Raw genomic sequence first — 21,891 nt, 5'->3', positions numbered from 1 at the left:
AATGGCTCTCGGCGTAACCTCACCGCAACTTGGCGATGTGTTTTCCGAAACACGGGACCGCAAATATTGACCAGGGGGAATGCGTGGGCCGCAGTGGGTTGTCCCGTATTTCAGGCTCAATACGCGAAGGGACCCGCAGGTGGAAATCACTGCGCAACACGTCTGGCTGATGGTTTCGGCCGCAATGGTACTGTTCATGACCCCTGGGCTCGGCCTGTTCTACGGCGGCATGACCCGGGCCAAGGCGGCCCTGAACATGATCCTGATGAGCTTCATCTCAGCAGGCATCGTCGGAGTCGTCTGGGTCCTGTGGGGCTACTCGATGACCACCGGGGACGGCGTCCTGGGCCTCTTCGGCAATCCCTTTGCCAACTTCGGGCTGCAGGCCATCATGGGCTCCCCTGACCTCATCAAGGCCGGCTTCAGCGCCACCTTCGCCATCGTCACCGTTGCCCTGATCAGCGGCGCGATCGCAGACCGGGCCAAGTTCAGCGCCTGGGCCGTATTTGTGCCGCTGTGGGTCACGCTGGTCTATTGCCCGCTCGCCTACATGATCTGGGGCGGCGGGCTCATGAGCGCCGGCGGTGCCATCACCGAAGCCTTTGGCCAGGTCATTGACTTCGCCGGCGGGGCAGTCGTCGAAATCAGCTCGGGCACAGCGGCCCTGGTCCTTGCCATGATCGTCGGTCAGCGCCACGGCTTCGCAAAAGACCCCAACCACCGCCCCCACAATGTCCCCTTCATCATGCTTGGTGCGGCCATCCTGTGGTTCGGCTGGTTCGGCTTCAATGGCGGCGCCGCCTCCACAGCGGAGCAGGCAGGCCTGATCTGGATCAACACCCTGGTGACTCCTGCCGCGGCCATGCTCAGCTGGCTGGTCACGGAGAAGATCCGTCACGGGCACCCCACATCCCTGGGTGCGGCCTCGGGCGTGGTTGCCGGCCTGGTGGCCATCACCCCGTCCTGCGCCAACATCAGCCCGGTGGCCGCGATCGGCCTCGGCCTGGTGGCCGGCGCAGCATGTGCCGTGTTTGTGGACCTCAAATACCGCTTCGGGCTGGACGATTCCCTGGACGTGGTGGGGGTCCACCTCGGCGCCGGCCTGATCGGCACGCTGTCCCTGGGCTTTATCGCCCTTCCCGTGGACGGCCAGGACGGCGGCCTCTTCTACGGCGGCGGCATGCAGCAACTGATTGCGCAGACCGCCGCGGTGACGGTCACCGTGCTCCTGTCCGGCATCGTGACCCTGGTGATCGGCAAGGCCATCAACCGGTTCATCGGCTTCCGCGTCAGCCATGAAGCGGAGACCGTGGGCGTGGACCTGTCACAGCACGCCGAGACCGCCTATGCCTTCGGCGAGATTCTGGCTGGACATTTCAGCCCCGCGGCACACACTCAGCCTGCACCGGAACGTCAGGCTCAGTCGGCCAGTATCCGGTAGAGCGCACGGCGCGTCTCGTCCAGCTTTTCCACTGCGGCGGCCCGCTGCTCTTCGGTTGCGGCCGTCCGGAACTGATGAAGGACGCCCATCAGCTTCCCAATGCTCTGGTGAAACGCCGGCCCGGAACCTTCCGCCTCGGTGTTCCACGCGTTCTCCAGCTGCTCCGCATGCTCGGCGACGTACGCCTTGCCTGCATCGGTGAGGGTGAAGTCGGTCCGCCGGCCCTCGCCGATGGGTTCGATGAGTTCCTCGTCCACCAACTGCTGGAGCGTCGGGTAGATGGAGCCGGGGCTGGGCCGCCATGCACCGGAGGTCTTTTCCGCGATGGTCTTGATCAGCCCGTATCCGTTGGACGGAGCCTCGGCAAGAAGTGAGAGGATCGCCCACCTCACGTCGCCCCTGCTGGCCCGCCGCGGACCTGGCCCGAAGCCGGGACCAAAACCTCCTCCCGGTCCAAAACCCGGGCCGAACCCGCCGGGGCCAAAGCCAGGGCCAAACCCTCCACCGCGGTGACCGTGCGGTCCGCGATGCCCCCGGCCGCGGCCGAAACGTCCGCGCCCGAACTCGGGTTCCAAATTCTTTTCGTCGTGAATTCCCTTCATGGTGCTTTTCCTTTCAAAGGGGTGGATCCGAGGTATTGAATCCAGTCGGTGATCTATTCACCGATAGTTAACGATATATCGGTAACTATCGGTTAAACAAGAGGCCGCTGGCAATCTCCCCGGGAAATCTCGGCTTGGCATCACTTGATCCAGCATCTGGAGGAAGCAGGTCCTGCGGCGTATCCTGTTCACACGTCGCTAGCTGAAGGCTGGACAATGGCGCAGACAACGAAGCGGAAGCGCGGTCACCGCGTGGCAGCGGCCCTGGGCAGGGTGCTGGGATACTTCACTGCGAGCGCACTGTGCGGCGTTCTGGCCGCCACCCTGATAGCACCGGCGGTTGCGGCCGTGGGGTATGGCGTCAGCAACTCCATCACGTTCTTCGACAAACTGCCGGAGGAACTCACGGTAGCGCCGCCGTCGCAGTCTACGAAGGTCCTGACCTCGGACGACCAGCTGATCGCGACGTTTTTTGCAGAAAACCGCGTGAAGGTCCCCCTGGACCAGATGTCCCCCTACGTCCGCGACGCCATCGTCGCCATCGAGGACAGCCGGTACTACGACCACGCCGGCATCGACCCCCAGAGCATCCTCCGGGCGGCCATCTCCAATATGACCAGCAGCGGGCGCCAGGGGGCGTCCACCATCACCCAGCAGTACGTCACCAACGTGATCAACGAGTCTTTCCTGTCCAAGGACCGGCCGGACGAGGTGATCCTCAGCGGCCAGAAGAGCGTGGGCGACAAACTCCGCGAAATGAAGCTGGCCATCGCGTTGGAGAAGCAGTTCAGCAAGGACCAGATCCTCGAGGGCTACCTGAACATCGTGTTCTTCAACAGGGACGCCTACGGCATCGAGGCCGCCGCCCGGTACTTCTTCAGCTCAACTGCCAAGGACCTCACCTTGCCGCAGGCGGCCCTCCTGGCAGGATTAGTGAACAGCCCAAGCTTTTATAACCCGGCACTGAACCCGGAAAAGTCGATCGCCCGCCGCAACCAGGTCCTCGGGGAAATGCTCGTCCTGCGCAGGATCACCCAGGCCCAGCACGATGAAGCCGTGGCGACGCCCATCGAACTCAAACTGAACCCGGCGAGGCAGGGCTGTGCGAATGCGGCCATGGCGCCGTACTTCTGCGATTACATTTCGCACCTCATCCTGAACAACCCGGCGTTCGGGAACAGCCTGATCGACCGCGAACGCCTCCTCTACCGTGGCGGCCTGACCATCAAGACCACGCTGGACAGCCGCCTGCAGACGGCAGCGCAGGGACAGGTTGACGGCACCGCGGGACCGAATCCTGACAAATGGGCTGCGGCGCTGGTGACGGTGCAGCCCGGAACCGGCCGGATCCTGGCGATGGCGCAGAACACCGTGTTCCTCCCGGAGGAGGGAAAGTTTGATACGCAGCTGAACTTCAATGTGGATTCGCGGGACCCTCAGGGCAACGACCTCAACGGCGCGGGAGGGTTCCAGCCCGGGTCCACCATGAAGCCGTTCACCTTTGCGGAGTGGCTGAACGAGGGCAAGTCGATGACCGCGGTGGTGGACGCTTCCCGGCGGGTCTACCCGCTGGGATTCCCCTGGCGTTCCAGTTGCGGGAAGGTCCTGGGTGCGTACAGCACGGCGCAGAACAACCCGGAGCTGGGCGCCGCCGATGACCTGCAGAACGCCGATGAGGGTTACTACCGTCCCATGCCGGTGAACTACGGCCTCTATAACTCCATCAACACGGCCACCTTCGCATCGGCCGCGCAGCTGGACTTCTGCGGCATCCAGAAGATGGTGGACGCCGTCGGCCTGCACAGCGGGCTGGACGGCGCCCAGATCAACATGCACCAGCTGGGCAACCTCCTGGGTGCCATCGGGGTGGCGCCACTGCATCTGGCCAATGCCTTTGCAACCTTCGCCAATGATGGCCGCTACTGCTCACCGATTGCCCTGCTGGAGGTCAAGGACGTCAACGGCGGCACCCTTCCTGCGCAGGCCCCCGAGTGCCGCGACGCCGTGAAACCGGACGTGGCGCGCGGGGTCAACGCGGTCCTCCAGGATGTCATGATGGTGGGGTCCGGCGTGTGGATCAACCCCAAGGTCCACACCGTGGTTCCCGTGGCCGCCAAGACCGGCACCTCCAACAACAACGGCGCCACCTGGGTGGCCGGGTACACCTCGGGCCTGGCCACCGCTTCCTTCTTCGGCGACGCCCTTGAGGGGCAGAAACGCCCGGGCCAGAACGTCACCATCAACGGAACGTTCTATCCCCGCCTGGACGGCTACATGATTGCCGGTCCGCAGTGGGCCAACTACATGCTGCAGGTTGCGCAGCTCTACCCAGCCAACCCATTCCCGCCGCCGCCGGCCTCCATGGTGGCGCCACCGAAACCGACTCCCGCACCGGCCGCGCCGAGGCCTGCGCCGGCACCTGCGCCGGCTCCAGCACCCGCACCGGCACCTGCCCCCGCGCCGGCACCTCCTCCCCCTCCTGCGCCTGCTCCCGCGCCGGAACCTCCGCCGGAACCTCTGCCTGCGCCGCCGCCACCTTCTCCCGAGCCCGCACCCGCCCCACCGCCGGTTCCCGAGGTTCCCGGCCCTCCGCCGCAGAACGGCTCCCCGCAGGGCTGAACCTGACGTCCGACGGCGGGAGTCGTCCGCCGTCGTCCATCCCGCGGAGGTGCCGCGCACCTAAGTGGCCCACCCGTCTTGGCAGTGCCACGCCTCAGTGGTGCAGCGCTTAGGTGGTGCCGCGCCACAGCCGCTGCCACCAGGACCGGCTGACCTCCGGTTCCGGCTCCGGCGCCTGGGCCTTCCCCCGCGCGGCACGGCGTTCATACCACCGCGCCACTTCCGCCTCGACGTCGCGGGTCTTGGTGATCACCGGCGGGCCGCCCTGGAGCTGGCGGCGGGCGTCGATCACGCGGGCATTGAAGTCCGTCAGGATGTCGCGCACCTGCTTCTCCGTGAACTGGGCGTCGAGCCGGCCCTCCAGTTCGGCGTCCTCAGTACGGAGCAGGATGGCTTGTGGACCCAGGCCGCTGATGTTTTCCCGTTGGATCAGTCCTTTGACCCACCAGTCAGGATCGAAGGCCTCCCCGAGACCGGGGATGGGCTTGCCCGCGTACTTGAGGTTGTCGAATTTACCCTGGGCCATGGCGTCGCGGATCAGGTACTCGGCTCTCTTGGCGTCGTCCACTTTCCTGCGCTTCTGACGCTCGTTTTCCTCCGCGGCATCGAGTTCCGCCTCTTCCTCGGCACTGATCCCCGCTCCCCGGTAGGAGCGGAGTTCCGCTGCCCGCTCCAGGCGCCGCTTGAACTCGCCCGCCCCGCTCATCGCCAAATACCGCCTCCGCCCCTGAAATCGAGTCTGTCTTCCAGTATTCAGAACCGGACTCCGGGTTTCAACGGGGCGCCATCAGGCGCCTGAGGGCTCAGCCCAGCGCCAGCGACGGGACCCCGGTGTCCGCTACCACCACCGCCCCGGTGGCCGTCGAATCAGGGTTCAGCATCCAGCCCATCCGCTTGGCCCGGCTGAGGATCACGGCGCTTTCCACGAGTTCGATCTCCGGAATGCGCTGCTGGAGGGCCAGTTCAGCAGTCATCACATCGGCCAGCGATTTCAGCCACATCAGGATCACGAAATTTGTCCTCCCGCTGGTGGATGCATTCAGCCGCACTGTCCGCAGGCCGCGGAGCTCCGCGGCGGCAGCCTCATGCTGGCCCGGCGGCACATTGGCGAACCACTGGCAGCTCACCGGGTAGCCGGACAGGTTCTGCGCAATGTCACAGCGGAATGTCAGCAGGCCGCTGGAAACCACCCGGTTCAGCTGCCGCTGGACAGTGGCCGGGCTGCGGCCCAGGCTCCGGGCAATGTCAGCGGCACTGGCCCGCCCATCGCGCGCCAGGAACGGAATCAGGTCCAGATGGCTCTGCGGCAGGGGCGATCCGGTCCGGGCTCCTGCCGAACCGGCGGTCTCGTGGCCAACAACGGCACGCAGGGCGTTCTGCTGTGCGTTGTCCAAGGCGTTGAGCCGCCACGTATGGCCGGCGGAATGCAGGCGGGTTCCCAGCGATGTCCGGTACTTCAGCAACCCCGGGATCTCCTTGAACCGCGGAAGCACGTGATCCGTGAACTGTTCCAGGGTGGGCGAAATGACAGTCAGCATGAGGTCCCTGTTGCTCGCAGCCTCCTCAACCGTGACCACGTCCGGGATGGCGGCCAGCTCGGCGGTGACCTCGGCGCGTAGGCGCATCTCGCAGTCCACATCCACCAGCGCCAGGCACATCTGTTTGGGGTCGCCAATCAGATGTGCCGTGGTCCAGGCCGCGCCCGCCGACCTCAACCTGTCCCAGCGGGCCGCCAAAGTTGTGGCGTGAACCCCCAACACGTCCGCCGCGTCCGCCCAGCTGATCCGCGGCGCAACCTGCAGGACGTTAATCAGGGCAAGGTCCTCCTCGCTGAGCATCACTTCGGTCCGACCTTCCCTGAGAATGAATGATTCCTGCGTTTCCCAGCATACTTTTGATTCTTTCCAGTACCTTCCGGAGTTGTGAATCAGGTCACCCCACAATGGACACCAGACCATCAACGGACCCACGGTCCAGAGGGAGAGCAGATGTCAATCACCGCCGACGCCAGGGAACTGCAGGACGATATTGTCCGGCTGCGCCACGAGCTGCACGAGGACCCGGAGATCGGACTCCAGCTGCCCCGGACCCAGGAAAAGGTCCTCAAGGCACTCGAGGGCCTGCCGTACGAAATCACCTTGGGGCAGAGCACGACGTCGGTCACTGCGGTCCTGCGCGGCAGCGCGCCGCACGCTTCGGTCACCAAGCCAACCGTCCTCCTCCGCGCCGACATGGACGGGCTGCCCGTCCAGGAGCGCACCGGTGCGGTGTTTGCATCAAAAACCGACGGCACCATGCACGCCTGTGGCCACGACCTCCACACCGCAATGCTGGCCGGAGCCGCCACCCTCCTGGCCGAGCGCCGGGACCAACTGGCCGGCGACGTCGTCCTGATGTTCCAGCCGGGCGAGGAGGGCTGGGACGGCGCATCCCACATGATCCGCGAGGGTGTGCTGGACGCGGCCGGACGCCGGGCCGATGCCGCCTACGGAATGCACGTGTTTTCCGCCCTGGAGCCGCACGGCCGCTTCGCCACCAAATCAGGGGTGATGCTCAGCGCATCGGATGCACTCACCGTCACTGTCCTCGGCGCCGGCGGCCACGGCTCCGCCCCGCACGTGGCCAAGGATCCTGTGACTGCGGCCGCAGAAATGGTCACCGCACTGCAGGTCATGATCACCCGCCAGTTCAACGTGTTCGATCCGGTGGTCCTGACCGTGGGCGTCCTCCAGGCCGGCACCAAGCGCAACATCATCCCGGAATCTGCACGGATCGAAGCCACCGTCCGCACCTTCTCAGAGTCTGCGAGGGAACAGATGATGACTGCCGTTCCCATGCTGCTGAAGGGTATTGCCGCGGCACACGGCCTCGAGGTCGATGTCGACTACCGCCACGAGTATCCCGCCACAATCAATGACGAGGACGAAACACGGACCGCCGAGAAAACCATCGAGGAACTCTTTGGCAGCTCGCGCCTCTCCCGCTGGGCCACTCCCCTCAGCGGCTCCGAGGACTTTTCCAGGGTGCTCGCGGAAGTACCGGGGACCTTCATCGGCCTCAGCGCCGTGGCCCCGGGCGCCGACCACACCACAACAGCTTTCAACCACTCCCCGTACGCCCTGTTCGACGACGGCGTCCTGTCCGACGGAACAGCCCTCTACACAGAGCTGGCCGTCTCCCGCATCCACGCCCTGGCCTCGGCCACCCACTGATTTCCCTTCACACCTGGAGAACATCATGACCACAACAGCAGGCGTCCCAGCCGACGTCCAGGTCCACAAGTCCCACATGCGCACCCTGATCGGCACCGGGATCGGCAACGCCGTTGAATGGTACGACTGGGCCATCTACGCAACGTTCTCGCCCTTCATCGCCAGCGCCCTGTTCAGCAAGGAAGACCCGGCGTCGGCGTTCCTGGCCACCCTGGCCATCTTCGCCGTCGGCTTCGTGGCCCGCCCGTTCGGCGGCTTCGTGTTCGGCTGGATCGGTGACCGGATCGGCCGCAAGACCTCCATGACCTTCGCGGTGGGGCTTGCCGCGCTGGGCAGCCTGCTGATCGGCATCGCCCCCACCTTCGAAGCGGTCGGAGCCTTTGCCTCGGTCCTGCTGCTGGTGGCCCGCCTGATCCAGGGCCTCGCCCACGGCGGTGAGCTGCCGTCGTCGCAGACCTACCTCTCCGAAATGGCGCCCAAGGAAAAACGCGGCTTCTGGGCCACGCTCATCTACACCTCCGGCACCGTCGGCATCCTCGCAGGAACCATGCTCGGAGCCATCCTGTCCAACGTCCTGAGCAAGACTGACATGAACGCCTGGGGCTGGCGCATTCCCTTCCTGATCGGCGGGGCCCTGGGACTCTACGCGCTCTTTATGCGGTCCCGGATGAAAGAAACAGCCGCATTCGAGGCAGAAACCCCCAAGGAAAAGCACGATCCGCTGTGGCCGCAGATCTACAAGCACCGCAAGCAGGCCCTGCAGGTGATCGGCCTGACCGTCGGCCTGACGGTGAGCTACTACATCTGGGGTGTTGTGACACCAAGCTACGCCGCCTCAGTGCTGAAGATGGACCGCGGCGAAGCCCTCTGGGCCAGCGTCATCGCCAACGTGCTGTTCATCGCGGCGCTGCCGTTCTGGGGCCGGCTCTCGGACCGGATCGGCCGCAAGCCCGTCATGATCATGAGTGCCGCCGGTGCAGCGCTGTTCCACTTCCCCATGACCTGGCTGCTGAAGGATTCCCCCTGGCAGCTCGCGGTCACCATGTCCGTGATGCTGTTCTTCATCGCCGGAAGCGCCGCGATCGTCCCGGCCGTCTACGCCGAACTGTTCCCGACCAAGATCCGCACCGTCGGCGTCGGCATCCCCTACTCCATCTGCGTCGCGGCCTTCGGCGGCACGGCACCCTACCTGCAGGCATGGCTCGGCTCGATCGGACAGGCCAACCTGTTCAACGTCTACGCCGTGCTCCTGCTCCTCATCAGCATCGCGTTTGTCTTCACCATCCCTGAAACGAAGGGCAAGGACCTGACTCACTGACACCGGGCAGCCCCGGAATTTCACGCAAGACGCCGACGGCGGGAGGTCCCGCCGTCGGCGTCTTTGTGCATTGTGGATGGGCTGGCCTCCACTCCAACGCGGGGTCACTTTTGGCCCAAAAAACGCCCGTTATCGGGCGTGGAGTGACCCCGCGTTGGCGTTCCGCTGACTTCACAAATTCACGCGGCGGGCTCCCGAAGGACCATCCTTGTGGAAGCAGCCCTACCTGAAGGAGCCCCATGAACTCTCACGCCGCCGGAGAAGGCGAGCGGGCACTGACGTTTTTCTGTGCCTTCGCGCTCAAGCAGCCGGTGCAGGACGTGATCCTCCCCGCGTTCGCCCGCTCCACGGGGCTGCAGGTGGAGGCTGTCTATGAGCCCACGTTCCGCCTGCTGGCGCGGATTGAATCCGGCGCCCGGCCGGACGTCATGGCAGGCATCACCGGTTCCCTGGCGGACCTGGGGTCGGCCAAGGTCCTGGAAGGTCTCCGTCCCGTCGCCCGGACCGGAGTGGGTGTGGCGGTAGCCCCTGGCGCGCCGGCACCGGATATCAGCACCGTGGATGCACTGATCAGTGCCGTGACGGGTGCCCGCTCGGTGGCCTACTCGCGCAGCGGCCCCAGCGGGCTTTATTTCGCCGGGCTGCTTGAACGGCTGGGGATCGCCGCGCAGGTCAAGGCAAAGGCCACCATCGTCGACGCCGGGCCCACAGCCCTGGCGCTGCTGGATGGCCGGGCCGATCTCGCGATCCATCAGCTGAGTGAACTCCTGCTCGTTCCCGAAGCAAGGATCGTCGGCCCCCTCCCCGATGCCGTGCAGGAATACACGGATTTCTCGACGGCGCTCGGCAGCAAAGTGTCCGGCGCGACGCCCGCGGTTGGCACCAAGCATCCGGCCGGGGCCACAGAACTCCGGGAGTTCCTGCACAGCAACGGGGCCAGGGCGGCCTATGCGGCCAACGGGCTGGAACCCGCCTGACCACGGGATCCTCCGCCGAGCGGGATGGCACTTCCCGGCGAGAATCCGGAACCGGGCAGCCAAGCACAGCTCACCCGTACAAGCCCGCGAGCAGCTCCATGACCTCCTGACGTTGGGCCGGCGGATCCTTCCTCGACCACGCGGCGTACACCGGCACGGGCGGAGCGTCCCGGACCGGCCGGTAGACCACTCCGGGACGGCGGTACTGGTGGGCTGTGGATTCTGCTGTGATGCCGCGCGCCTTGCCGCTCCCGATCACTGTCAGCCAGTCATCAACGTCCTCGATGGAAACAGTGCTTTGGGGCCGCTCACCCTCGGGCCACAGATTGAGCTGCGTGCTCCCCGTACGGAGGTCCAAGGCCAGGGGGCTGTGCGCAACCTGGGCAAGGGTGACCGACCGTTTACCGGCCAATGGATCCTCTGCTGCCATGGCGCAATACCGCTTTTCGGTGCCGACGAGCACCAGTTCCACTGTTGCCGTGTCAGGGACCCGGCGCAGGATGGCGAAGTCGCTGGTCCCTTCCGCCAGCCCGGAAGTGGGCGTGTTGGTCCGGATGAGGCGGAGTTCGCGCGCTGGGTAAGACGCGGCCCAGCGGCGCTGGAACTCGGCCGTGTGCTTTCCCAGCGCAGACCATGCGTAGCCGATCCGGACGGCACTGCCGCCGGCCTTCGCATCGCGTTCGAGTTCAGCAACGGCTGCGAGAATCCGGCGGGCGTGCCGCAAGGTCCGTTCGCCGGCAGAGGTCAGTTCGACACTCCGGGTGGTCCGGTGGATGAGCCGGACACCGAGGGCTTCCTCGAGGGATGCCACGTTCCGGGAAACCGCCGCCTGGGAGACCCGCAGGTCGATGGCGGCGTCGGTGAAGGTGCCGGCTTCCATCACGGCGACCAGGCAGCGCAGCTGGCGCAGTTCGAGTGTCATGTCCGCAGTGTATTCATGCGTGCAGCGTATGGATAGTGACGTCTATGCATTGGGTGGATCCGGTCGCCGCGCGCACACTGCATCTATGGCGAAGAACGGCGGGACGGACAAGGGAACCAGGACGGGTGCAGCAACGCTGGTGGCAAGCGCCCTATCTAATCAGCTCGGCGCCGCCAGCGGCTCGCTGGCGTTCCCCGGGATGGGGCCGGTGGGGGTGGTGGCGGTGCGGCAACTCATCGCCGCAGCTGTCCTGCTTCCCATCGTCCGGCCGAACATCAGGGTGCTGACCCGGCACCAATGGTGGCCGGTCCTCCTGCTGGCGGCCGCCTTTGGAACCATGAACCTCGGCCTGTACGCCGCCATCGACCGCGTAGGGCTGGGCCTGGCCGTGACCCTGGAATTCCTTGGCCCCCTGGCCGTGGCCCTGTTGGGTTCCCGCAGCAAAGCCAGTGCGCTCTGTGCAGTAGCCGCCGGGGCCGGTGTTGTGGCCATTACGCAGCCGAAGCCCTCCACCGATTACCTCGGCATTGGCTTCGCCTTGCTCGCAGCGTGCTGCTGGGCCGCGTACATCCTGCTCAACCGGACCGTGGGCCGCAGGATCCCCGGAGTCCAGGGAACCGCCACCGCGACCGGCATTTCGGCCGCCCTGTTCCTGCCGGTTGCCGTGGTCATCTTCCTCCGGGACCAGCCCGACGCCTTCACTGTGCTCTGCGCTGTGGGGGCCGGCGTCCTGGCCTCGGTGGTCCCCTACGTCGCTGACCTCGTGGCGCTGCGGCGCATCGCCCCGAACGTGTTCGGAATCCTGATGAGCATCAACCCCGTGTTCGCCGCCATCGTGGGGATGGTGGCGCTGCACGAGGAACTGGGCGCACTCCAGTGGACGGGCATCATCCTGATTGTCGTCGCCAACGCGTGCGCCCTCCTGTGGGCGCCCCGCTCAGCCGGTCGCCAGTGAGGCCGTGACCCGGGCGAGCTGGGTGATCTCGCGCCAGTCCTCGTTCTCTATGGCCGCGCGCGGGGTGAGCCAGCTGCCGCCGACGCAGGAGACGTTGGGCAGGGCCAGGTACTTGGGTGCCGTGGCAATGCTGACCCCGCCGGTGGGGCAGAACTGTACCTGCGGGATGGGCGCCCCGATGGCGGCAAGGTAGTCCGGTCCGCCTGCCGGCCCGGCCGGGAAGAACTTCATGGCCGTCAGGCCCCGCTCCAGGACCTGCATGACTTCCCCCACCGTGGCAACGCCTGGGAGTACAGGCACGCCGACGGTCAGCAGGTGATCCAGCAGGGCCGGGGTGACCCCCGGACTGACGATGAACTGCGCTCCGGCGGCCACGACGGCGTCGGCCTGGGCCGGAGTCAGCACGGTTCCGGCCCCGACCAGGATCTCGGGCACCTCGTCGGCAATAAGCTTCAGCGATGTCAGTGCGCTCTCGGTACGGAGCGTGAGCTCGATGATGCGGACGCCGCCGTCGGCCAATGCCTTGGCCACCGGAACAGCGTGCCGCGGGTCATCGATGGTCACCACCGGGATGACGGGCGAAACGTTCAGGACGCTGGTGGCGTCAGCCATGGTTGATCTCATTTCTCAGGCCGTCCAGGCCCTGCGTGTCGATAATGCGGTACCAGTGAAGGAGGAGGTCGGTGAAGCCCCGATGCGCGGCGAGCTCCGGATCGAAAATGCCGCCAAAGCCAAGCAGTGCAGGGACCACCGTGGCCGCGGTGCGCGTGTCCGGAAGTGCTGCGTGCAGATCCGTTGCGAGCGGATCGTTCAGGTCCGCCGTCGGGGTGGAGGCCACATGGTGCATCCACGCGGCGACGGCGAGCGCGGCCCAGCGGGGTTCGCGGCCGGCGTCGAGGTTGGCGCGGATGGTGGTCAGGAGCCGCAGTCCGATCTTCTGTGACCCGTCGCTGCCCACCTTGGCCGTGGTGTGCCCCAGGGCAGGGTTCGCGAAGCGTTCAAGGACGTTGGCGCAGTAGGTTTCGCTGTCGAGGCCGTCCGGCAGTTCGATGACAGGCAGGGCGTCCCCGGCCATCATGCGGCTGCACGCGAGACGGAAGGCGTCTTCTCCGACGGCGTCGGCGATGGTCGTTTTGCCGGTGGCCAGACCCAGGTAGGCCAGCATGGAGTGGCTGGCGTTGAGCAGGCGCAGTTTGGCCGCTTCCCACGCCGCAACGTCGGTACTGAACAGCGCACCGGCTTTCTCCCAGGCGGGCCGGTCTGCGGCGAAGTTGTCTTCGATGACCCATTGCATAAAGGGCTCAGCCACCACGGCGGCCTCGTCCCGGAGGCCAAGTTCATGTTCGACGGCGTCGAGGTCGCCGTCGGTGGTGGCCGGCACCATCCGGTCAACCATGGTGGACGGGAACGTGACGTTCGCGTCCAACCAGGCCAGCAGCGGCCCCGACTCAGCAGCGGGCAGTGCGGCGGCAAAGGCGCGGACCAGGGTGCCGGTCAGCTCGCCGTTGGCCGGGAGGTTATCGCAGGAGAGCACCGTGAGGGGACCCGCACCGGTACGGAAGCGCTGCTGGATGCCGCGCGCGATCTGTCCGATGGCCGTCTGCGGCGGGTTGCCGGCGAGGTCAGCCCGCACCTGTTCGTCGGCGGTGTTCAGCGACCCGGTCTGCGGATCGATCCGGTAGCCCTTCTCGGTGACGGTCAGCGTCACCACCCGGGTGGCGGCGGCGGCAATCCGGTCCACCACTGTGTCCGGGCGGTCCCTGCCGGAGATGGCCTCCACGATGCTGGACACCACCCGGAGGGGCGCGGCTCCGGCACCCCGCTCGGCCACCGTGAAGAGCCCGTCCTGCGGAGCCAGCTGCCGTGCGACGGTATCGGAGCGCTGGGTGATGCCAACGATCCCCCAGCTGAAGTCGCCGGAAGCGAGCATGGCATTTTCGGTGAACACCGCCGTGTGGGCACGGGCAAAGGCTCCGAGGCCGAGGTGCACGATGCCGGGACGAACGTCCCCACGCGGCAGCAGGCTCTGGGGCGCTGCGGCGGTGCCGTGGTCGGCGCCTGCACCTGTACCGGTGCCGAGCGCAGCGAGGGTGGCGTTGCTTAGGCGTGCGATGTCAGTTCTCCTTTGGCGGCCCCTGCAGCGTGCGCTCTGGTCTGTTCGAAGGTGGGAATGAAGCCGGTCCCGCCCTTGCCGCCCACCACCAGGGATGCCGCGGCGGCGCCGTACCGAGCCGCCGCGGGCAAGGGGTCGCCCAGCACCATCCGGGCGGTCAGCGTGCCGACGAAGGCATCGCCCGCGCCGGTCTGGTCCACCACTGCCGGGGCAGGGATGGATTCAATCCAGGTGCTGTCCAGGCCTTCGCCTTCCAGCTGGATCCCTTCTGCCCCGCAGGTCACGGCAACGTTGGTGGCGCCGAGGCCGAGGAGCTTTGCAGCCGCCTCCGCCGGTGTGGAGGTGCCCAGCAGGGCTGAGGTTTCGCCGGGAAAGGACGGTGTTACCAGATAGCTCCGCGGCGCGAGCTGCAGAAGCGCCGCCGTCGCGTCCTCCACGGACGTCAGGCGGGGGCGGAAGTTGGGATCGAACACAAAGCGTCTGGACACCGCGGCGGCCTTCATGACTGCGGCGCGGGACGATTCGGAAATGGCGCACGCGATCCCGCCGGCCACCACGGCGCCGGCGGACGCGAACACTGCCGGGTCGACGTCGTCGGGGCCGAGGCTGGATCCGACGCTGCCGCTGCGGGCGTACGAGAACTCCCGCTGGCCTTCCGGATCGGAGTGCACCAGGTACACGCCCTGCTGGCCGGCACGGAACTTCACCAGGCGGGTTGAGATGCCGAGTTCCGCAATCCGGGCCGCAATCGCCTGGCCGAGGTCGTCGTCGGTCAGTACCGAGAGCAGTCCTACCCGCGCCCCGGCTGCTGCCGCCGCGGCGGCCACGTTCAGGGCGTCGCCGGAAAAGCCCAGCTGGGCCGGCACGCCATGGGCGAAGGCGACGTCGGTGGCCACCTCAACCAGAATCTCGCCCATCACGACGACGTCGAACGGCTGGTTGTTGCTTTCGCGCGTTGCGTCGTTCACCAGTCATGCACCGATCCGTCGAGCCGCCGGTTGATGGGAAGGTATTTCGGGTCGAAGGGGAAGCGGGCGGCGGCTCCCTCGTTGAACTCTACGCCGATGCCGGGGGCGTCCCCGGGGTGCATGTAGCCGTCATTGAAGGTGTAGGAGGTGGCGAAAACCTCGTTTGCCGGCTCCCTGTGGCCCATGTATTCCTGGATCCCGAAGTTGGGGATGCTCATGTCCACATGCAGTGCCGCCGCGAAGGAGGCCGGGGAGAGATCGCCCGCGCCGTGCGATCCGGAGCGCACCCCGTAGAGGTCGGCGAGGGAGAAGATCCGGCGGATGTGCGTGATGCCGCCGGCGTGTGAAACCGATGTGCGGATGTAGTCGATGAGCCGTTCGGTGATCAGCTGCTGGCAGTCCCAGATCGAGTTGAATACCTCGCCCACCGCGATGGGGGTGGTGGTGTGCTGGCGGATCAGGCGGAACGCGGACTGGTCTTCCGCCGGCGTCGGATCCTCGATCCAGAACGGCCGGTACTCTTCCAGCGAGGCGCCCAGCCGGCCTGCTTCGATCGGCGACAGGCGGTGGTGGACGTCGTGAAGGACGTGCACGCCGTACCCGAATTCGTCACGGACGTGGGCCATCATCTTCGGCGCGAAATCGAGGTACGCCGACGTCTCCCAGGTGTCCTCCTGCGGGACGTTGCCGCTGGCGGGCTCGTACATCTTCCCGTCCACCGGGGCGATGCCGTAGGTCTTGTCCAGGCCCGGGACCGCCGCCTGGACGCGGATGGCCTTGTAGCCGAGGTCCAGGTGGTGTTGGAAGTCGGCGCTCAGGTCCGCCAGGGTGGATCCGCTGGCATGCCCATAAACCATCACACCCTCGCGGGCGGCACCGCCCAGCAGTTCGTACACGGGCATGCCGGCGGCCTTGCCCTTGATGTCCCAGAGCGCGACGTCGATCGCTGCGATCGCCGTCATGGTCACCGGGCCGCGGCGCCAGTAGGCACCCTTGTAGAAGTACTGCCAGGCGTCCTCGATCCGGCGGGCGTCGCGGCCGATCAGGAGCGGGCATAGGTGCTCGGACAGGTAGGACGCCACGGCCAGCTCGCGGCCGTTGAGGGTGGCATCGCCGATGCCGGTGATGCCGTCCTCGGTTTCAATAACGAGCGTGACGTAGTTCCGTCCGGGCGACGAAACCACTACCCGTGCGTCGGTGATCTTCACTGGTTGGTCCTTCAGGTGGAGATGGTCTGGAAATGGTGAGTGGGGCTAGGAGAGCCGGAGCATGACTTTGCTGCTGCCGGACGTCGGGTCGCCGAAAACCCGTATGGCTTCGGCTGCCTCGTCGATCCCGTACTTGTGCGTGATGACCGGGGAGACGTCCAACCCGTTGGCCATGGCCTGGAGTGCGTCGCTGATCTCATCCACGAACCGGTACGAACCGATCCAGGTGATCTCCCGGGTCACCAGGTCCCCCAGTGCTGCGGGGGCCGGTGCGCCGGGAAGGTTCCCGACCTGGACCAGCGTTCCGCCGCGGGCCGTTGCCCGCAGCACGCCGCCCAGTACCGCGGGGATGCCGGAGGCTTCGAAGACCAGCTCCATGTCCTCCGGAAGGCCGCCGGAGGACACGTCGACCACGTGGTCAGCGCCCATGGCTTTGGCGATCTGCAGTGCGGAGCCGTTGATGTCGGCGGCGGTAACGCTTCGGGCGCCGGCAAACTTTGCTGCTGCCACTACCAGCGAGCCGATGGGTCCGGCGCCGTTGACCAGCACGTCCTTGCCGGCCAGCGATCCCGCCCGTTTGACGGCGTGCATGGCGACGGCGAGCGGCTCGGCGAGGGCCCCGTGCAGGGTGTCCACACCGTCGGGCAGGACCCTGATCTGGGATGCTTCGGCGAGCTTGCGCTCACTGAATCCGCCGTCGGTGTGGGGATCAAAGGCTGCTGATCCGAAGTACCGGATCTGCGGGTACAGGTTGGTGCGGCCTGCCAGGCGGTCCGGCATGATGCCATCGCCCACGAGTTCGGCCGGGTGGACGGTGACCGGCTGGCCGACGTCGAGGTTCTGCACTCCGGAGCCCAGCCGGGCGATCCGGCCGGCCACCTCGTGCCCGAGGACGAGCGGCGATTTCAGCGCCGCCGTCCCCGAGGCGCCGTGGCGCCAGTAGGACAGATCCGAGCCGCAGATCCCGCCCCATTCGACGTCGATGATGACTTCGCCGGGGCCCGCAACGGGCTCGGGCCGGTCATCGATGCGGAGATCATTGGCGCCGTGGACCACGACGGCTTTCATACAGCGTCTTCCAGGCGGACCATGTCGCGGCCACGGACCTCGGGTCCAACAAAGGCTGAGATCAGGGTGATAAGCGAGTAGGCGATGAGCATTGCGGCCAGCGGCCACCAGTGCCCGGTGATGGCGGTGAGGGTGGCGGCCAGCAGCGGGCCGATGGCGGTGGCAAGGATGCCACCGATTTCCTTGGCCAGGGCGAGCTGGGTGAATCGGGTCCGGGCTCCGAAGAACTCAGCCATGGTGACGCTCTCCATGGCGAAGAGGCTCAGGACGCCCAGGTTCAGGCCGATGACCATGGCCACCGTGATGAGGGCCGTGTTGCCGCTGGTGACCATCATCAGCATGGGGATGGCGAACAGCGCGGTGAGGGAGCTCAGCACCAGGTAGAGCGGCCGGCGGCCGAAGCGGTCACCCAGCATGCCCATGACGGGGATGGTGACAAAGCCGACCAGGGAGCCGTACATGATGGCCGTGGTGCCCACACTCTTATCGACGAGGAGGACGGTGGCGAGGTAACCGATGAGGAAGGTCTGGATCAGGCCGGAGTTGCCTGCCTGGCCGAAGCGCAGGCCCAGGGCGATGAGGAACGCCTTGCCCTTGCGCTGGTGCAGGGCTGCTTCGATGGTGCTGGTCTTGGCGAGCTCTTCCGCGGCAGCGATTTCGCGCTTGGACAGTGCAACACCATCCACCACGTCGGCCCGCTCTTCGAACACCGGGCTTTCCTTGACGGAACGGCGGACCCAGACGGCGAAAATCATGAGTACGAAGCTGAACAGGAACGGGATGCGCCAGCCCCAGCTGAGCAGGTCTTCTTCAGACAGGGTGGAGACGAGGATTGCCCAGATCCCGGAGGCTGCGAGGGTGCCTGAGTTGGTGCCGAGGCAGACGAGCGAGGAGATGAGGCCGCGGCGGCGTGCGGGAGCGAACTCCGCCAGCATCACGGTTGCACCGGCGATCTCGGCGCCGGCACCGAAACCCTGCGCCAGGCGCAGCGCGACCAGCATGATGGGCGCCCAGACGCCGATCATGGCGTAGGTGGGGAGGACACCGATCAGCGTTGTGGACGCGCCCATCAGGGCGATGGTGATGAAAAGGACCTTCTTGCGGCCGATCCGGTCACCCATGCGGCCGAAGTAGACGGCGCCGGCGAGGCGGGCAACGTAACCCACGCCGTAGGTTGCCATGGCGGCGATCAGGCCGATGATGGGGCTGACGTCGGGGAAGAACAGTTTGTTGAAAACGATGGCTGCGGCCAACGAGTACAGCTGGAAGTCCATAAATTCCATGGCGGTTCCGAGCCAACCCGAAACGGCGACTTTGGCCAGTTCCTTGGTGGGTTTTGCTTCCGGCTTGGTAATGGGCGGCGAGATGCTCTCAGTCATCTGGTGCTCCTTTGCAGGCGATGAAAAACGGGGAGGTCAGAACGGTAGAAGCGTGCTGAATTTGGGGAAAGTGTGACCGTCAGCACCTCGTTCACTACTACCATACAAGCACTACCATTCTAGTGTGTCAAGAGAATAGAATGGGCTTATGGCAACCGAGAAGAACGGCAAGGGACACGCGCCGCGACTGTCCGTCCGGGACCAGACCCTGGAAACACTCCGGCGTCGCATCATTTCCCTGCAGCTCCCACCCGGTGAGCCGCTCTCGGAGAATGAGCTGGCGCAGGAACTGGGTGTCAGCCGGACGCCGGTCCGTGAGAGCCTGATTCTGCTCCGCGAGGAGGGGCTGGTGCAGGTCTTTCCCCAAATCGGTTCGTTCGTCTCTTTGGTGGACCTTGCCCGGGTCTCGGAAGCGCAGTTTGTCCGGGAGGCCATCGAGTGCGCTTCGATGCGCGACCTTACAGTGGACAGCGAAGGTATTGCCGGACTGCGCCGGATCCTGGAAAAGCAGACCGACGCCGATTCGAGCGGGGACATTGAGGAGTTCTTCCGCCTGGATGAGGACTTCCACCGGGAGCTTCTCCGCTTGGCGGGCCACGAATCCGCCTGGGCGGCCGTCAACTCCGCCAAGGCCCACCTCGACCGTGCCCGCCGCCTGAGCCTCCTGGACACCAGGCCCGTCTCAACCCTGATCCAACAGCACACCGCAGTGGTGGATGCCCTCGAAGCCAACAGGCCCGAGGATGCCGACAGCTCACTGCGGCTGCACCTCCGGGGTGTTTTTGACGATGTGAAGCGGATCCAGGCTGCAACACCGGAGCTCTTTTCGGACGGCACGGTCCCGCGTCCGGGCCGCCGAAGCGTGGCACGCCTCTCCTGAGCCGGCCGACATGCGGACAGTCATCAGCCGAAACATCTTCTTCCGGTTTGCCGCCCTGGCAACGGCCCTGGTTGCCCCGCTCGTCGGGTGCACTCCAGCTCCTGATCGGTCTGAGGAACAGTCCTCTGCCGCGCGGCCCGTCACGCCGGAGCCCTCGAAGAAGCCGGCGTTCGTCGGCGTGCTGGAGCGTTACGCCGGCGACCTTCAGGCGGCCGGTGCCTCCGCTGTCATCATGCAGATCAAGGCACGGACCGGTGAATGGTCCACGGCCGTTGGCGTCCGCAGCCACGAGGGCCAGGAGCGGGTCCAGCTCGCCGACCAGGTCCAGATTGGCGACATCACGAAAGCCATGGTTGCCGTTTCGGTCATGAAGCTGGTGGAGGAAGGGCGGGTGGACCTGGATGACCCCATCACCCAATATCTTCCGGAAATCGAGACTGTACTCAGTCCGCCTGGACCGGTCACCGTGCGCAGCGTACTGAACCACAGGTCCGGAATTCCGGAATACTGGGACGCCCTGCGCAGCGTGTCCCCCCTCAACGAACTCATGGCCAGGACGATGAGCCATGCGGACCGCCTGGCCGCCGCTGCCGGCGCGCCGTGGCCCCGCCGGCGCCCTGAAGAGTTTACTTACTCCGGCTCCAACTATGTAGTGTTGGCGCTCCTGGTTGAGCGGCTGCGGGGGCGCGGCATTGGCGAGGTCCTCCACAGTGACATTGTGGAACCCCTGGGACTTGAAGGTACGCACATGATGGGCGGTGAGAACGCCGGGGAGCGCATGGTCCATGCGTATTCGCTGCTGGGCCTTGACCGCGTGGATGTGACCCGCCCGGCCATGTACCGGAACGCCCCGGACAGCGGCATGATTTCCACCGTCCCGGACCTGAACGCCTTCCTCGCGGCACTGGTCGGTGGGAAGCTGCTCAAGCAGGCCACGCTTCAGGAGATGCTCAAGGCCGGACGCGAAGATTACGGGCTGGGCCTCATGAAAATCTACGACGAGTGCTCCAACAACAGTTATTTCGGGCACGTCGGGGATGTGCTGGGCTACACCTCACTGGCGATGGGCAGCCTGGACGGCTCCAGGCAATTGGCAATTACCGTGGCGACGCCCGCGGGATCGCCGCCGGCATCGTTCAATGCGTTGGGTAACCAGATGCTGGACGCGGCCAGCGCAGCGCTCAATCAGGCCTGCTAGGCACCAGCAGACAAAACGGAAGAGTCCGACGGCGGGACGTCCCGCCGTCGGATTCTTCTTCTCTGTTGCGGTTCCCGGGCCTTACCGGGCGCGGGCGGGTTCGGCGAGGACGGCGTCGATCTGGCCCGCAGCCTCCTTCATGCCTTCCTCCATGCCCATCTGGACCATCTCTTCCATCTGCTCTTCGGACTCGAAAGTGGACCTGATGGTCATCCGGGTGCGGCCGCCGAGGTCTTCCAGGTCCACGGTGGCATGGGAGCTGCCCAATTCGTCTTGCGGGGCGCCATCAGCATCGGAGAAGCCGTCGTCGAACTCCAGCTTCCGCGCCGCCTCGATTGCGGTGAACCGCCACCAGCCGCGGGGCTTTTCCCCCTCAGGCGTAGTCATGTAATAGTCCGCTTTTCCGCCCGGCTGGAAGTCGAAGCGGTCAAACGTTGCCGGATAGCCGGGCGGACCCCACCAGCGCTCCAGCTGGCGGGGATCTTCCCAGATCTGCCAGACGCGTTCGACGCCGGCGTCGAACTCCGCCACGAGGGTGAGGCTGAGTGCCTCGAGATTCTTGGTGGAACTGATAACAGGCATTGCGCAACCTTCCTATTCTTCAGCCAGAATGTCTGCGATCCGCTCGGCCCGCTGGCGCCAGATCGCTTCATACTCGTCAAGCAGCCGGCGGGCCTTCTGCAGTCCTTCATGGTTGCCCCGCACGATCTGCTCCCGTCCGCGCTTCTCCTTGGTCACCAGGGAAGCGCGCTCCAGCACCGCCACATGTTTCTGGACGGCGGCGAAGCTCATGGCGTAGAGGGCAGCAAGGCCCGACACGGAATACCCGTCCCCGGATACCCGCCGGACAATGTCCCGCCGGGTGCCGTCCGCCAGCGCCTGGAAAAGGCGGTCGACGTCGGAATCACTGAGCTGATCTACAACCATTTGGTTGTATATTATGCCCGTCAGTTATGGGGGTCAACAGTCGGGTTTGGGCGGGCGCCAATCACTGAAGCTCACAACGCTGGCGGGGCCCGGAAGCCCCGCCA

20 protein-coding genes are annotated in these 21,891 nt (G+C 66.0%); 8 read left to right on the top strand and 12 right to left on the bottom strand.

The genetic code is table 11. The annotated features are described in order from the left end of the window. Positions 1–139 precede the first annotated feature (139 nt). Complete coding sequence (locus AC1MCA_RS13470; protein ID WP_479798043.1) at positions 140–1,441, top strand: ammonium transporter; 1,302 nt, start codon at positions 140–142, stop codon at positions 1,439–1,441. Here the strand turns inward: AC1MCA_RS13470 and AC1MCA_RS13465 are convergent. Continuing rightward, on the bottom strand, positions 1,420–2,043 hold the full coding sequence (locus AC1MCA_RS13465) for a PadR family transcriptional regulator (protein WP_108598978.1): 624 nt from the start codon (positions 2,041–2,043) through the stop codon (positions 1,420–1,422). The two genes, AC1MCA_RS13470 and AC1MCA_RS13465, sit on opposite strands and share 22 nt — an antisense overlap. 216 nt (positions 2,044–2,259) lie before the next feature. On the opposite strand from AC1MCA_RS13465, the gene AC1MCA_RS13460 reads away from it, so the two are divergent. Then, positions 2,260–4,662, top strand: coding sequence for a transglycosylase domain-containing protein (locus AC1MCA_RS13460; RefSeq protein WP_479798042.1), 2,403 nt, complete (start codon positions 2,260–2,262; stop codon positions 4,660–4,662). A gap of 109 nt (positions 4,663–4,771) precedes the next feature. Here AC1MCA_RS13460 and AC1MCA_RS13455 read toward each other — a convergent pair whose 3' ends face one another. Both AC1MCA_RS13455 and AC1MCA_RS13450 read right to left on the bottom strand, forming a co-directional pair. Then, positions 4,772–5,368 carry a DnaJ family domain-containing protein gene (locus tag AC1MCA_RS13455; RefSeq protein WP_479798041.1) on the bottom strand — a complete coding sequence of 199 codons (597 nt, stop codon included), beginning with the start codon at positions 5,366–5,368 and terminating at the stop codon, positions 4,772–4,774. A 97-nt stretch (positions 5,369–5,465) separates the two neighbouring features. Continuing rightward, positions 5,466–6,500: an Lrp/AsnC family transcriptional regulator gene (locus AC1MCA_RS13450; RefSeq protein WP_479803393.1), complete on the bottom strand. Its 1,035-nt coding sequence runs from the start codon at positions 6,498–6,500 to the stop codon at positions 5,466–5,468. Positions 6,501–6,650: 150 nt separating this feature from the next. On the opposite strand from AC1MCA_RS13450, the gene AC1MCA_RS13445 reads away from it, so the two are divergent. The 3 genes from AC1MCA_RS13445 to AC1MCA_RS13435 all read left to right on the top strand — a co-directional run bounded on the left by AC1MCA_RS13445 (position 6,651) and on the right by AC1MCA_RS13435 (position 10,169). Beyond that, positions 6,651–7,874 carry a M20 metallopeptidase family protein gene (locus AC1MCA_RS13445; RefSeq protein WP_479798040.1) on the top strand — a complete coding sequence of 408 codons (1,224 nt, stop codon included), beginning with the start codon at positions 6,651–6,653 and terminating at the stop codon, positions 7,872–7,874. Positions 7,875–7,899: 25 nt separating this feature from the next. Next, positions 7,900–9,192: an MFS transporter gene (locus AC1MCA_RS13440; RefSeq protein ID WP_479798039.1), complete on the top strand. Its 1,293-nt coding sequence runs from the start codon at positions 7,900–7,902 to the stop codon at positions 9,190–9,192. Between the two features lie 239 nt (positions 9,193–9,431). Beyond that, positions 9,432–10,169, top strand: coding sequence for a substrate-binding domain-containing protein (locus AC1MCA_RS13435; protein WP_479798038.1), 738 nt, complete (start codon positions 9,432–9,434; stop codon positions 10,167–10,169). 70 nt (positions 10,170–10,239) lie between these two features. On the opposite strand, the gene AC1MCA_RS13430 is transcribed toward AC1MCA_RS13435, so the two are convergent. After that, positions 10,240–11,091, bottom strand: coding sequence for a LysR family transcriptional regulator (locus AC1MCA_RS13430; RefSeq protein ID WP_479798037.1), 852 nt, complete (start codon positions 11,089–11,091; stop codon positions 10,240–10,242). 85 nt (positions 11,092–11,176) lie between these two features. On the opposite strand from AC1MCA_RS13430, the gene AC1MCA_RS13425 reads away from it, so the two are divergent. Next, complete coding sequence (locus AC1MCA_RS13425) at positions 11,177–12,046, top strand: EamA family transporter (protein ID WP_479798036.1); 870 nt, start codon at positions 11,177–11,179, stop codon at positions 12,044–12,046. On the opposite strand, the gene eda is transcribed toward AC1MCA_RS13425, so the two are convergent. The 6 genes from eda to AC1MCA_RS13395 all read right to left on the bottom strand — a co-directional run bounded on the left by eda (position 12,029) and on the right by AC1MCA_RS13395 (position 18,782). After that, positions 12,029–12,658, bottom strand: coding sequence for a bifunctional 4-hydroxy-2-oxoglutarate aldolase/2-dehydro-3-deoxy-phosphogluconate aldolase (gene eda / locus AC1MCA_RS13420; RefSeq protein ID WP_479798035.1), 630 nt, complete (start codon positions 12,656–12,658; stop codon positions 12,029–12,031). The genes AC1MCA_RS13425 and eda overlap by 18 nt on opposite strands. Further along, entirely contained in the window at positions 12,651–14,036 is a 1,386-nt protein-coding gene (locus tag AC1MCA_RS13415; protein ID WP_479798034.1) for a mannitol dehydrogenase family protein, read from the bottom strand. Before AC1MCA_RS13415 ends, eda begins: the two co-directional genes overlap by 8 nt. A gap of 110 nt (positions 14,037–14,146) precedes the next feature. After that, positions 14,147–15,076 (bottom strand): PfkB family carbohydrate kinase, encoded by a 930-nt coding sequence (locus AC1MCA_RS13410; protein ID WP_479803391.1) that lies wholly within the window; start codon positions 15,074–15,076, stop codon positions 14,147–14,149. 47 nt (positions 15,077–15,123) lie between these two features. Next, the gene (gene manD, locus AC1MCA_RS13405) at positions 15,124–16,335 is read right to left on the bottom strand and encodes a D-mannonate dehydratase ManD (RefSeq protein ID WP_479798033.1); all 1,212 of its coding nucleotides are present in this window, start codon (positions 16,333–16,335) and stop codon (positions 15,124–15,126) included. A gap of 45 nt (positions 16,336–16,380) precedes the next feature. Then, positions 16,381–17,403, bottom strand: coding sequence for an L-idonate 5-dehydrogenase (locus AC1MCA_RS13400; protein WP_479798032.1), 1,023 nt, complete (start codon positions 17,401–17,403; stop codon positions 16,381–16,383). Further along, positions 17,400–18,782 carry an MFS transporter gene (locus AC1MCA_RS13395; protein ID WP_479798031.1) on the bottom strand — a complete coding sequence of 461 codons (1,383 nt, stop codon included), beginning with the start codon at positions 18,780–18,782 and terminating at the stop codon, positions 17,400–17,402. Before AC1MCA_RS13395 ends, AC1MCA_RS13400 begins: the two co-directional genes overlap by 4 nt. Positions 18,783–18,930: 148 nt before the next feature. Between AC1MCA_RS13395 and AC1MCA_RS13390 the strand changes: the two genes are divergently transcribed. Both AC1MCA_RS13390 and AC1MCA_RS13385 read left to right on the top strand, forming a co-directional pair. After that, a complete protein-coding gene (locus AC1MCA_RS13390) occupies positions 18,931–19,662 on the top strand; it encodes a GntR family transcriptional regulator (protein ID WP_479798030.1) in 732 nt (243 codons plus the stop codon). 10 nt (positions 19,663–19,672) lie between these two features. Then, positions 19,673–20,860 carry a serine hydrolase domain-containing protein gene (locus AC1MCA_RS13385; protein WP_479798029.1) on the top strand — a complete coding sequence of 396 codons (1,188 nt, stop codon included), beginning with the start codon at positions 19,673–19,675 and terminating at the stop codon, positions 20,858–20,860. An 81-nt stretch (positions 20,861–20,941) separates the two neighbouring features. Here the strand turns inward: AC1MCA_RS13385 and AC1MCA_RS13380 are convergent, their stop codons facing one another. Together AC1MCA_RS13380 and AC1MCA_RS13375 are read right to left on the bottom strand one after the other, a co-directional pair. After that, on the bottom strand, positions 20,942–21,442 hold the full coding sequence (locus AC1MCA_RS13380) for an SRPBCC family protein (RefSeq protein WP_479798028.1): 501 nt from the start codon (positions 21,440–21,442) through the stop codon (positions 20,942–20,944). Between the two features lie 12 nt (positions 21,443–21,454). After that, positions 21,455–21,787 carry an ArsR/SmtB family transcription factor gene (locus AC1MCA_RS13375; protein ID WP_479798027.1) on the bottom strand — a complete coding sequence of 111 codons (333 nt, stop codon included), beginning with the start codon at positions 21,785–21,787 and terminating at the stop codon, positions 21,455–21,457. Positions 21,788–21,891 lie beyond the last annotated feature (104 nt).

This window comes from Arthrobacter sp. BK1, from assembly GCF_056680055.1.
This window is presented reverse-complemented; position numbering and strand designations above follow the sequence as displayed.